9 protein-coding genes are annotated in these 13,265 nt (G+C 45.6%); 1 reads left to right on the top strand and 8 read right to left on the bottom strand.

All coding sequences use genetic code 11. From position 1 onward, the window contains the following. Positions 1 to 194: 194 nt before the first annotated feature. Positions 195 to 665, bottom strand: coding sequence for a WapI family immunity protein (locus B212_RS0106950; RefSeq protein WP_019909800.1), 471 nt, complete (start codon positions 663 to 665; stop codon positions 195 to 197). An 89-nt stretch (positions 666 to 754) separates the two neighbouring features. Then, the gene (locus B212_RS0106945) at positions 755 to 1,054 is read right to left on the bottom strand and encodes a polymorphic toxin-type HINT domain-containing protein (RefSeq protein ID WP_019909799.1); all 300 of its coding nucleotides are present in this window, start codon (positions 1,052 to 1,054) and stop codon (positions 755 to 757) included. Between the two features lie 431 nt (positions 1,055 to 1,485). On the opposite strand from B212_RS0106945, the gene B212_RS0106940 reads away from it, so the two are divergent. After that, positions 1,486 to 2,706 (top strand): IS256 family transposase, encoded by a 1,221-nt coding sequence (locus tag B212_RS0106940; RefSeq protein WP_019909798.1) that lies wholly within the window; start codon positions 1,486 to 1,488, stop codon positions 2,704 to 2,706. A 73-nt stretch (positions 2,707 to 2,779) separates the two neighbouring features. On the opposite strand, the gene B212_RS0106935 is transcribed toward B212_RS0106940, so the two are convergent. The 6 genes from B212_RS0106935 to B212_RS0106895 form a co-directional block, all read right to left on the bottom strand. After that, positions 2,780 to 3,097 carry a hypothetical protein gene (locus tag B212_RS0106935; protein WP_019909797.1) on the bottom strand — a complete coding sequence of 106 codons (318 nt, stop codon included), beginning with the start codon at positions 3,095 to 3,097 and terminating at the stop codon, positions 2,780 to 2,782. 261 nt (positions 3,098 to 3,358) lie between these two features. Then, a complete protein-coding gene (locus tag B212_RS0106930; protein WP_019909796.1) occupies positions 3,359 to 3,739 on the bottom strand; it encodes a hypothetical protein in 381 nt (126 codons plus the stop codon). A 539-nt stretch (positions 3,740 to 4,278) separates the two neighbouring features. After that, a complete protein-coding gene (locus B212_RS0106915) occupies positions 4,279 to 4,641 on the bottom strand; it encodes a hypothetical protein (RefSeq protein ID WP_019909790.1) in 363 nt (120 codons plus the stop codon). Positions 4,642 to 4,652: 11 nt separating this feature from the next. Beyond that, positions 4,653 to 5,189, bottom strand: coding sequence for a hypothetical protein (locus B212_RS0106910; RefSeq protein WP_019909789.1), 537 nt, complete (start codon positions 5,187 to 5,189; stop codon positions 4,653 to 4,655). A gap of 529 nt (positions 5,190 to 5,718) precedes the next feature. Then, a complete protein-coding gene (locus tag B212_RS0106900; protein ID WP_019909787.1) occupies positions 5,719 to 6,297 on the bottom strand; it encodes a hypothetical protein in 579 nt (192 codons plus the stop codon). Positions 6,298 to 6,311: 14 nt separating this feature from the next. Continuing rightward, positions 6,312 to 13,256 carry a DUF6531 domain-containing protein gene (locus B212_RS0106895; protein ID WP_019909786.1) on the bottom strand — a complete coding sequence of 2,315 codons (6,945 nt, stop codon included), beginning with the start codon at positions 13,254 to 13,256 and terminating at the stop codon, positions 6,312 to 6,314. Between the last annotated feature and the right edge of the window lie 9 nt (positions 13,257 to 13,265).

Here is a 13,265-nt window from a genome sequence, read left to right as displayed (position 1 = left end):
GCTTTAACGCACCCGAAAAGTCATCAAGTAATAACTGTGAGTAAAATTTTGGGTTAATGCCAGGAACCTTCATTTGTTTTGCAACTTCTTCATATATGTGTTTGCTTATCTCTGGCCGCCCGATTTATTGGGCTCCAGGTGGGTGTAAAAAGAAGACCTTGAGGATTACTGCCTAAAGGTCTTCTTCCAATTTCCTACTTTAATAGGTGATTTAATTCTTGCTCAAGGTTATCAGTAAATTCAATCAAAGAGTTTAATGCAATATTAAATCTAAAACCTCTTTGGCAGTTTTGTATCACTCCATTTGTCCTAATAGCCTCAAATGTCCATACTGTACATTTAATTTTTCCATCTTCTTCAAGATCATAGAATTCCAATTCGTAGAGAAATTCAAATGTTGAAATCTCTACCTTACTAAACTTATTAGTTAATTGCATCTCAGTAATTAATGACCTTAATTTTGAAAACATTAAGTCAATTTCAAACATATTAAGTTTCGGGTCTACTTCAGGGTAAATATTATATTTTTCACTATACACTGCTAGTTCGAAATCAATAGGTATCCAATTATTGATTTTGTCATCATAATTAGTGATTATTTTCGTTCTATTATGAAAAGACAGATTCAAAATAATAGTACCTGACGTGTCGATTAACCTGGCCATCTTATCCCTCCACTGAAATTAGTAACCGAAAGGGGATTCAGAAAACCCGCCTTGATTAGTCATCATTCTCTAAACAGTGTCCTAATTTTTCAGAGTGTTGCTTTGTTCCTCACATAGAACGGATGATTGAATATCGATTCAATCGTCTGCCCACCTACATGAATCGTGTAAATCTCATCCTTCTCATGATTGAACGTAGCCGTAACCTCTTTGCGTACTACCTCTCCAGTCGTTTCATCCTTAAAGAAAACCTTATCCCCGACTTCAATGTCCTCGATATTCTTCTTCCCTTCGTCTGTTTGAACCTTAGTGCCAGATACAAAGCAATTACATCCTGTTTGAGACTTGCCACTCAACTTACTCTGCTTGCCTACAGTGGGGTTACGCATACTGACTCCTGCAGCAGCTCCCAGAGCAATATCCGCAATATACTTTGCCTCATTTTTTTTATAAAAGTAAGCGTCAAACTGCCAACACCTCCTTAATAAGATGTAGGCTGAAACCTGAATAAAATTAAGAAGTTGCAACCCGGCAGTGCAGAGGAAGATCAGCGGACCAAGGCAAGAATGGAGCCAAGTCTTGCGGGACAGTCCACTCTTCCAGTTTGCGGTAGCTGCTCGAATAGAAACGTCAGGTAGCGCAGCGTGATAAAGGTTAGGTCCCTTCAGGAAGTGCCACCCGATTCATTCGGCACTGGGTGGGAAAAAGAAAGACCTTGAAGGTTGGTCCCTCAAGGTCGAAGTTACAGAGTCTGTAAAATATATTGTGTAAACTCTCAAACCCATTAAAATGGAAATAAGAGAGAGGTTGGGGAGAACACATGGGACTTTGGTCAAAAGAGCAACTTCGGGAATTCATTAAGCAGAACAACTTAGTGACCGCACAAGATGCACAGAATGCCTTAAAAGACCTGTTTGCTGAGACGATTCAGGAGATGCTAGAAGCCGAAATGGATACTCACTTAGGCTACGGAAAGCATGAAGTGAAGGCGAAGCTCACACCAAACAGTCGCAACGGAAAGAGCCGTAAAACGGTAGTGAGTGAGTACGGCGAACAGGAAATTGCTATCCCACGTGACCGTCTGGGTGAGTTTGAGCCCCTTGTCGTCAAGAAGCATCAGTCGAACGTAACGGGCATCGAAGAGCAAATCATCGCCCTGTACGCCAAAGGGATTAGTACCAGAGAAATTCAGGATCACTTGGGGCAGATGTATGGCATTGAGGTGTCGCCTACGCTCATATCCAATGTGACGAATAAGATCGTTCCTCTCATTAAAGAATGGCAGAACCGGCCTCTGCAAGGCGATTACGCCATCGTCTATCTGGATGCAATCCACTTCAAGGTCAAGCAAGACGGAGCGATTATCAACAAGGCCGCCTACATGGTCATTGGTATTGATCTGGATGGAAATAAGGATGTGCTGGGCATGTGGATCGGTGAGAACGAGTCCTCTAAGTTCTGGCTGAGTGTGCTGAATGAACTCAAGAATCGCGGAGTTCAGGATATCCTTATTATCTGCGTGGATAACCTGTCGGGATTCTCCCAAGCCATTGCAGCCTGCTATCCTCAAACCGAAATTCAGAAGTGCATTATTCACCAAATCCGCAGCTCAACCCGGTACGTGTCATACAAAGATATTAAGAAGGTGACTGCCGATTTAAAGCCCATTTACAAAGCAGCTACGGAGGAGGGGGCCTTGCTTGAACTCGACCGTTTCGAGGAAGTTTGGGGAGCGAAATATCCCCTTATTATCCGTTCCTGGCGGACAAATTGGGACGAACTCGCTACCTTTTTTAAGTACCCGCCTGAGATCCGTAAGCTCATCTACACCACGAATATGATCGAGAGCTACCACCGTCAGCTTCGTAAAGTAACCAAAGGAAAGAGCATCTTTCCTACCGATGAAGCTCTGCTAAAAATGCTCTATCTGGCCACCGTCGATGTCACTCGAAAATGGACTGGACGAGTCCAAAACTGGGGACAAATGCTGCTCCAGCTGTCGGTCTTTTTCCCCGATCGGGTCGGTCAACACTTGCGTTAGATCGCAAATTCCCCCTCGGGGGAATCTATGCTTAAAAGAGTTTACACAAAATTATTGACAGACCCAAGTTACATTAAGCTAAACCATGAATTCCAATATCGACAGGTTTAAGATGCTTAAAATACCCATCATCATAAAGCCGATAAATGACTTCCTTGATATTTTCAGTGTTTACTTCAGTCACCAACACTAAATTAGTTTCAGTAGAATAGTACCCATACTCCTTAACTTCACTTTCAAAATCCTGTGTCAGTCTAATAATGTCGTATATTCTGAGGTTGTAATAATCATCTTGAATCTTCACAAAAACATCATTCCGATAACCTTTATTTACTGCTTCATATTCGGCTAATTCGGTATCATCAGTAAATATAACTGTAAAATTACTCACGTTTGTCCTCCTTATTTTACTGGTCGAAGTGCTTAACTCATGTAACCATAATCGACCTGTTTTATGCAACGGAATAGCATTATTAAGGTTACAAAATTAAAGCATTTGATATACATACAACAAAATGGAGAAATCTTAATATGGGTATTACATTGGTTATTTGTGTTGAAAGATATATTCATTTGGCACTGAAGAGCCCAACCTAATAAAAGAAACCTTGACTAGTGGAAAACTAATCAAGGTAAGAAATGTGGTTCAGTTCTATCTATTATCGATGTTGTAACCACCCTTATTTGGTAACATTTCTTCAAAATCACACGATGCTATTGCCTTATAACCCACTCTCCATAAACCTTCGAGTAAAAGTGACACTGTAGTTATATATGTTTCTGTACCAACATCTTCATTGGGTTCAATTTCAATTAAATATCTTGAAAACAAAAATCCGTCTGATAATTCATTTCGTCTTTGCTCATGAAAATCTTCATTTCTTAATACATCAAGATTACAGATATCATTTGTGATGTTTGATCGTTCCAACACTCCACCAATATTTTCTTTAATAGATGCTAGAACGATATTTCTATCAAAATCGGTATCCAAAAATATTTTACAATAAGGGTCAAAATCATCATTTAACATATTCTCACCTCTGTCTTGGTAATGGTAGATCATTACCGTTCAATGTGAATTTTATCATTCTTTGGTTTACCAAATCATAAACAGTCATATATCATCTCTTCCTTTAGTGAATATTTTTAAATCATCCAAATAATCAATCAACATTGACGTTTCTCCATTTGGTATAAATCTGTCTTTCCTAATCAAAATAAGAATTATATGAACAATCGACGATATTTCCTTCCTTAATTCAACTTCATTTGTCATGGAACCCACCCCACTATCGCATTTATTGGAATGTATTTACACACCGATACCCAACTTCCATCTTATTACATTTCAGCCGCATATCCGGCACCATATGGCTCATACACTCCAAAAAATTCATAACGACGGAGTCAAAATTCCGCGCCTGCGCATGGGAGTAGCCGCTGTAGTAATCATAGCCCAGGCTGATGTAGCCGAACAAGTTGTCCGGGTTTTCGGCGATTTCGGTGAAGCAAAGAAGACCACAAACGAGGGTTAGTCGCTTGTGGTTCACTTTCGCTTTTTGCTGCAAGCTAGTACTTCAAATTTTCAAATGGTAATTCAAATAAATCCAAATCATTTTCAACTATTTTCATTATACTAGAAACAACTAAATAACGATTTCCATTAGACAACAAAACAACTATGTCATTAGTTTTAGTTTCTTTTTGTAGCTTTTCATCCACATATTTAACATCCTCATCGCTCGCTTCCTCAATTTTTAAATCAGGTAAGAATCTAGGTAATTCCACATATTTAACATCAAAAAACAATATATCAATATTTTCAGGGTACTTATCACTCTTCGGACTTCTAATAAGTAATTCTCCATGACTCACTTTATAGTGCCAGAATTGAAATTTTCTTTTTTCTAAATTACTTAAAATAGTAATCATCTTCTTTCTTTTTATTGGAATGGATTTGGAACCTCAATACCATCAATAAACCATTTAATTTTATCCCACCATTGTAAATTATTCTTAATTTGCAGTAGTTCCCAATCTGTGGGACCACCAGCACCTCTTGCTGCTCTTGTAACACCAGCCCAAACATTTACATCAGTTAAATTAAAAACAATTTGCACATTGGGATTCTTAAGATTATTCAATACTGTAGATTGCCAACTTTCCACATTCGGATAGTTCTTCCAAGTCTTTGCTCCGTGAACGGATGCAAACTCGTCTAAATAATCTGTTAAACCTAATGCAAATCTTTCTGTCTTGCTTCCAACTATTATGCTCGCGGCTGTATCTTCTACAATTACTGCTGCCCTGGGAACAACCTTGACCAATTGTACTTCAGGTAAAGCAAATGACCAAGCATTTAAAGTGTCATTGATCTGCCAGCTTCTTTCTTTAGCGAACATCGCAGCCATTACATTTTCAGCCCAGCCTGCTTTTCCATCCGTGTTATCTTTCGGATTATTACTGGTCTTTGTAGCCATGTTGAACAGGTACTTAAAGTAGTTATTATTGTCTTTTTTTGCGTTCGGGAAAAATCATTTAGCTTGCGAACCAAGCCATGCTTTAGCATCCCAATATACTTTTGAACCTACTCCTCCAGCACGAGCCTTCTTGATCTTAACTTTAACCGTGCTGGCAGAGGAAGCAAATCCCATACCTAATTTCCCAGAAATTTTATGTCCACTTGGATCTGTATATCTTAACGGATTATTCTGCACATACGTATACAAATTCAACGTCTAGGGATTATTAATATCTCCTTCGTACGTATCCTCGCTGATAAACCGCCCGACACTGGAGTCAAAATCCCGTGCCTGCGCATGGGAGTAGCCGCTGTAGTAATCATAGCCCAGGCTGGTGTAACCGAACAAGTTGTCTGGGCCGGACCAGTTCAGGTCGAATTTCTCCGGATTCTCGGTACGTCTGGCACAGAGCGTGTTCTGTATAGATTACTATCGACAAAAGAAAACCACACATAGTTATAAACTACGTGTGGTTGATACAGTACCTTTATAAATAATCTCTCCAAACATTAAACAAATCAAAAAGGCGATTACCGTCTGGATCTTGTTCCAATTCTATAAGCGAACAATTGTTAACAACTGTCACAGGATTTAGACCGGCATTTTTAAAGCCTATTACTATAGGTTGATTTACATACACATATTTTTTAGGCTTGTGAACTATCCCCCACTCCAATGTTTGTATTTCATTTATAAACACTGATCCAAAATAGATACCCACATCAATAATTAATGAACTGGTTATCTCGCTGAACTTCAAGGTGTTGCTAGAAACTTCTTCTTTAAGCCAATGTGGAACCCTGCCTATCTCTTCTTCCAGTTCTTCTTCCGTTTTCGGCACCATTTCTATCCGCTGGGTGAACCATGTCCAGAGTCTAATCAGTGATTCCTGTGATAAATTTAATTCCTTTTGCTCCCCACCCATCGTATCTACATAATGTGCAGTTAATGTCTTAATCCTAATTGGTATCTGTGAAATAAACCAATCGAAGTAATGCTTGGCTTCTTTTTTTGTCATCATTTCAAATGGAATAATTTCAAATGGCGCAACTAACTTCGGATACAAAATAGCTCACCTCATTAATCGTATATAATATATTTTATCCCCCGTTTGGTTAACTCATCCAAAAAGCGTTGATCAGCACCTATTTTTCCAGTTCTGGAACTCCTGAAGAAGTACCATGTTGCTCCCTTTATTTCTTTTTTATTAATAAGTTCAGCATCCTTCAACATCTGTTTCCAAGCAAGACTACTAGGCGCATATTGCACATAACCAACTTTAGATTCGTAAGCAATTCCTTCTGATAAAACATCAATATATCTTCCTCCAAGACTCGTGCTGAAATATTCATTTGCTCTTCCACCTCCAATTATTTGCGCAAGTTTTACTTCTCCTCCTATCCCTAACTCGGCAATGCTCACATAAGAACTGGTTTTAGGCATTTTAGGCATATTCAGGTCTAATGTAACGAGTAGACCACTTAAATACATATCAAATTCAGCTAATTCATAATCACTTTGACGTTGAAATGCCTCTATTAATATTTGTTTGGCCCAATCAGCTTTGCCAAGTGTATTATCCGATTGAATAACACTGGTCATTGTTGCCATATTATAAAGATATTTAAACGTATTATTTCCATCTTCCCTTGCATCAGGGAAAAATTTCAAGGCTTGTCCCCCTAGAAAGGATCTAATATTCCAATACGATTCAGAATTTTTCCCTTTCTTTCTAGCAAGTTGTATTAAACTATCTACTACATACCCTTCCGATGTATGCCCACTTGGATCCGTATACCGCAACGGATTATTCTGCACATACGAATACAAATTCAAGCTCAGCGGATTTGTCACTTCCCCTTCGTACGTATCCTCATTTATAAACCGCCCCACACTGGAGTCAAAATCCCGCGCCTGCGCATGGGAGTAGCCGCTGTAGTAATCATAGCCCAGGCTGGTGTAGCCGAACAAGTTGTCCGGGCCGGACCCGTTCAGGTCGAATTTCTCCGGGTTCTCGGCGACGCCAAATTCATCGTAGCGGTACCGGGCGGAAACGCTGCCGTCCTGGCCTTCCAGCCCGATGACACTGCCTTGGGCATCACTGAGATAAAAGAGGGTCTTCGGCGCACCTGCCGCCGCACCCGCTCCGCTGGCTCCTGCAGTCTTCTCCCAATCGTTGCTCTCGTCCCCGCTGACCAAATAACTCATGCTGATCCGCTCTTCACCGGCTCCGTAGACATAGGACTGCTTCCAGTTCTGTCCTTCTGCTCCGGTTGCGGTCAAAGGCTGTGGAATGCTCATGGTGATGTCATTGGTGAAATAAATGTCCAGTTGCCGCTTCTTGAACTGCGGCTCCCAGCCATCCCGGTTGCCCGCAGGATTGCCGGACGGGTACGCATCCTGAATCGCACCGTCCCCGATGGCGGTCCGCATGCTGACACGGTTGCCGTCACCGTCATACTTGTAGGTGGTAATGTCGCCGGATACGTTGGTGTTGCCGATCAGGCGGTTGGATGCATCCCAGCGGTTGCTCTCCAGTACCTGCGGGCCTGCTGCCAGCGCAGCCTTCAGCAGATCTTCGGGATTCAGTACTTCGTCTGCCCCGTAGACCTCTTCCGTTACCCCTGCTTTCAGCTTCGCATCCGGCAGTCCGGATGCTGAAGCTCCGGCAGGACTCGAGGCTGGATCTGCAAGCGATGACAGCGGATCTAATCGCCCGGGTCCACTTGCATCCGAATCCGTATATACACTATCTGGAACTGTAATCTTTTTCGCGTTGGCTTGTGCCGTGAATAGGCTCAGTGCCGCTTTGCTATCTATGCCGGTCACTTCCAGCAGATTGCCGCGCTTATCGTAGGCATAATCCTTATAGTCATTGCCTTTTTCAAAATGGGTCAGCTTGTTCGCAGCATCGTAAGTGTACTGCTCTGTAGCGGTAACTCCGGCTTCTGTTGTTTCTTTACTCAGGCGGTTACCCACGGTGTCGTAGGAGTAGACGACTTGGGAGCCGTTCTGCTTCTGTACCTGAACCAGTTGGTTCAGTGCATCGTAGGCATAATCCGAGATGTCTGCCGGACGCTGTGCGCCGGTCGGATTATCCTCATCGCTGCCACTTTCCTGGCGTTCCATATGCGTTTTGTTCCCTACAGGATCATAGACATAGGTCAGTTGCTCCAAAAGCGCTCCGCCCGGCGCCTCATGCTTCATCTCCAGCAATTGTCCAGCGCTGTCATAGCTGTAGGTACTCCGGCCGCTGTTGGGAAGCAGCTTCTCGGTCAGGCGTCCGGCCGCATCATATTGGTAGCTGGTGATCCCGTTCTGGGCATCTGTCACCTGCTTGATCCGGTTAAGCTTGTCGTAGTCATAGCTGACCACGGAGTTGTCCGGGTAAATGATCCGGCTGCGTTGGCCGGTTGCGGTCCATTCATACCGTACGTTGTTGCCGCGCGGGTCAATGACCGACGTTAGCCGGTTTAGCGCGTCATACGTATACCGCGTATCCCCGGTGCTGTCTGTCATTTTGGAGCGGCGTCCCGCGAGGTCATATTCATATTTTACTGCGGGATCGTTACCGTGCTTAACCTGCTCCAGTTGATTGCCTGCATTATAGGCGTATACGGTTGTGTTGTTGTCCGGTTCAGTGACCTTCAGCAGGTTGCCGTTCTCATCATAGGTCAGCGAAGTCTTTTCCAGCAGCGGGTTCACCGATTCACTTACACGGTTCAAAGCATCGTAACGGTAGGAGGTCTTGGCTCCAAGAGCATTAGTCTTGTCCAGCAAATTGCCGGAGGCGTCATAGGAGTAGTGGGTGCTGTTGCCCTCTGCATTCTTCACATCTGTTAACCGGCCAAGCGGATCATACGTAAAAGCAGTTTCATGATGATTCGCATCCATAATTTTCTCTACATTGCCTTGGGCATCGTAGATATAGGAGGTTTCATACCCCAGTGCATTACGGACCAGCGTATTCCGTCCCAGCGCATCGTATTCGTAGGCGGTCTTCTGGCCTGCCGCATCTGTGAATTCGGTCATCAGCCCCCGCGCATTGCGGGCAACTTCCGTTTCTTCATTCAAAGGATTAATCGTTCCCGCATCCAGACCCCGGCTGTCATATTTGGTTGTCCAGATGGAATGGTTAGGGTCAATGACAGCGGTCTGGTTGCCGTTCTTATCATATTGATATTCGGTCACGGCCCCCAGCGCATCGGTGACTTTTACCCGTTGCCCAAGCGCATTGTAGTCGTAGTATGTGCTGTTGCCCAGTCCATCTGTTTCTTTAATCTTGTTGCCTGCTGCATCATAGCGATACCGGATCTTGGCCCCAAGCGGATCAGTTACACTTAGAAGCTCATTGCGCTTGCTGTAAGTATAGGTGGTGGTATTGCCTTTCCCGTCCTTCTTGGTGAGCATATTTCCGTTGTCATCGTAGGTAAAAGTGTTGGTCTGGCCGTCAGCATCAGTAACCTCTTTCAGTTGACCAACACTATCGTAGCTGTAAGCTGTTGCGGCTCCAGCCTCATCCCGTTCTTCAGTGACCCGCCCAAGCGCGTCATAAGTTGTGCTGGTGCTGTTCTGAAGCGCATCCTCCGTACCGCTTAAGCGGTATACCTGATAGGAGTTGGTCGTCTTGGACCCGACTTCATCTGTACGTTCCTCCAGATTGCCGTTGGCATCGTAGGTGACGCTGCTCTTTTGGTCAAGCGCGTTGGTAACGGCAACTGCACGGTCTTTTTTATCATATTCAACGCTTTGCAGCTTGCCTTCATCATCGGCTATTCCAATCGTGCGGTGTAGGCTGTCACGCTCAATTATTGTGCTGTATCCGCTCGGGTCCTTGATTTCCTTCGCGAAGCCATCAGCATCGTTGGTATACGCCGTTGTATGCCCTTCGGCATCTGTTACGGAGACAGGAACTCCTTTGCTGTCTCTGGCTATGGTTACTGCGCTGCCGAGCGCATCCGTGCTTTTGACAAGATTGCCTGCTGTATCGTACGCATAAGCGGAGCGTTTGCCGAGAGCGTCTATCTCTTCAACCGGGCGGTTCAGAGCATTATAACGTGTGAGAGTTGAGTGACCATTCTCGTCCGTCGTCTGCGTCATATTCCCGCGCTCGTCATACGCTAATTTCTTTTTGTTGCCGCTCGCATCGGTTATCCCGGTGACACGGTCGCTGGTATCATAGCTGTATTTGACAATAGCTCCATTTGCCGCTTGACGCTGGGCGACCTGAAAGTTGTTGTTCCACACATATGTTGTATCCTGTTGAAGCGCATTGGACCATGTGGTCTTGTTGACGGTGGTGGCGATGGATGTAGCTAGTCCGGCGGCACTGGCCGATTTTGCATTCCCGGAACTTCCACCGCTTGCACCGCTCTCCGAATAGGTCAGAATGGTTTTACCCGACCCTACGCCCGTATGAACGATAGGTGTCTGGTTCGGGGTCATATCTCCGCCGATGGCGAACAGACCGCCTGTCTGCACATTCAGATTATTGTTGACACTGACGTTATCACGAACAAACAAATCTCCGCCCGTTACAGTCAGATTCGCGGTCTGGTTATTCGAGACAATGCCGCCAACCACCATTTCCTGGGCAATGTTCATCTCTACACGGGTGTTGATCGACAAATCTCCGGCGATTAGAATCCGCTGTGCATCAATGGTAAGTCCACCGCTGTTGTAGGTCAGACTGCCAGTTTGCAGCGTATCCGCTACAGTAACGGAGGAATCATTATTGAGATGTATCGTTCCGCCGGACCACAGATTGCCGTATAAGCCTTGCACCTTCTGCACATCCAGCGCCAGCTTGGTATTGGCATTCAGGCCCTGCTTCAAAATCAGTGTCCCGTATACACGCACGGTAATATCGCGGTTCGTATTCATCCCGTCCACAATCAGAACTACCGGCTTGCTTGGCGATCCGAAGGTCACACTCTCTTCTACATTCAAATGACCCGCACTAATGACAACCGGAGAAGATTTGCTGGCAGCAATCGCTTGTTGAATTGCCGGAATATCTCCGCTCCCTATGGAAACTGCAGAAGCCATAAAAGAATCCCGCTTGCCTTCAATGGTTCCAATGCTGCCTGCAAGATAGTCGGCAATCAGCGGCTTCAGTCTATCTACCTTCCGGTAAGCCGGAGCGTGAGCCAAATTGTTCATTGTACCTGATAAAATCACTTCAGCCGCTTCCGGAATGTCCCGGCCGCTCTCAGGATCAATCTTCGTCTCCCCGTTCTCAGGCTCGTCCTCCCGGACAACAGGAGCTACACGGCCTTGATAGCTTGACGAACTCGTCTCTCCATAATAGTCGGTTAAGCCGGTCACACGCTGATGGTCATCATAGGTGACACTCATCTTTGCGGTCCCTTTGGCATCGGTTACGCTAAGCACATGATGGCTGTCATCGTAAGTAAGCGAAATTGTAGCCCCATCCACATCGGTGTAGGAGGTCATATCTCCGGTCGCCGGATCGTAATGGAACGACATTGTGCGGCTTGCTGGATCACTTACAGAGGTCAGCTTACCTGCTCCGTCATAGCTTAAGTTCAGGGAAGCGCCGGCGGTACTTACCGCAGTCAGCTTGGTTCCCGTGTACGAAAAAGCAATCGAATTTCCATTCAAATCCGCAATGGATTGCAGCAGCCCCTCGGCATTGAACTTGTACAAGTCTCCTTGCGGTGACGACAGGTTATAGACGCCAGCAGATGGCGCATTCAGTGTCCAGTCTGTTCCGCGAGGCGTTAGATAACGTCCTCCAGACAAAGGCACATATTCAAAACGCGAGCCATTCGGGCTCATCACCTCTACCTTGCCGTCAGCTACCGGAGTCAGCTTCCATTCATAGCTGTGATGCCAGCCCAGTCCATTCGCTCCCTTATAGGGATCACGGCTTAAATAGTTCAGCCCGAATTGCAGCGGCATCAAAGCCTGCAGAGTGATCGAATCGGTAGCGTAGACAAAATCCCCCCGGGCCGGATCAACCGGCGACTGTCCAGACGGATTTACAATCCGCAGACGGTCCTTCAGTGCGGACTCTGTGAACTGTGCCAGATCCCCGCTGGCGATATTCGCACTGGTCTGGGGATTGCTGACCAGAATGGAGGTCAAGCCGCTGACTGTTCCAGACGAAGTTGCCGACTGATTTAGTACCGCGAGCTCCTGCGCTTTTTCCTTCATGGCCTGCACAGAATCGAGCTTATAATAATAGGCTGCCAAGGCCTCCCAGGTCACGGAAAAAGCAGGCATAGGCGCACGAAGCACCGCCAGTGGCTCCGAATACCCGGACAGCCGGCCGTCTATCGCCGCTCTCGCTGTGATATGCGTGGTCTCACTGAGCGGAATGCCGATCTGCTCGCTCCATTGTCCAGCGCTGTTGACTGCAATATTCTTGTACAGCTTCTCTTCGCCGCTGGATGAATCATAAAGCTCTACTTCCAGTGTGGCTCCCGGTTTTGCTGTTCCGCTGATCACAGATTGGCCCGAAGCTGCCGGGCGGATCTGCAAGGCTGCCGGAGGAGGCGTCTCAGCGCCGCCCAGAATCTCAAAGCTGGCGATTTGACCGTAATATACGCCTACCCCGTTATATTCCGCAGGGGAGATGCAGATATTGTAACGCCCTTCATCCAGCGGTACGCCCCCGATTTTCCCGTCCCATTCGTATTGATGCACAATGTAGCTGCCGTTTGCTTTTGTCGGATATACACCGCTCGTGATCAGCTCCCCGAGAAGCGGGGCAGATCCGTCTTTTTGCGGAGTACAGAGGTTGATCTTCGTATCATGCTTCTCCTGGCCGTCATCCGCCGCGTTGAAGCTGAACGAAATTTTGACCTTGTCACCCGATTCAGGGTTCAGCTCACTCGGCTCAATCCGCATGTTCGTAGCCGCATAGGCTGAAGATGTGAATCTATCCAGACTTGGAATAACGGGAATATAAGAAATCACCAGCAGCAGCACCAGTGAGAGATTGATTTGCCACTTCATATTGCCGCGGCGCCATTTCCTTAAGGAAGCTCGAATTTTCATCGTTTCATC

This window comes from Paenibacillus sp. HW567, assembly GCF_000374185.1.
Taxonomy (GTDB): domain Bacteria; phylum Bacillota; class Bacilli; order Paenibacillales; family Paenibacillaceae; genus Paenibacillus_AQ.
This window is presented reverse-complemented; position numbering and strand designations above follow the sequence as displayed.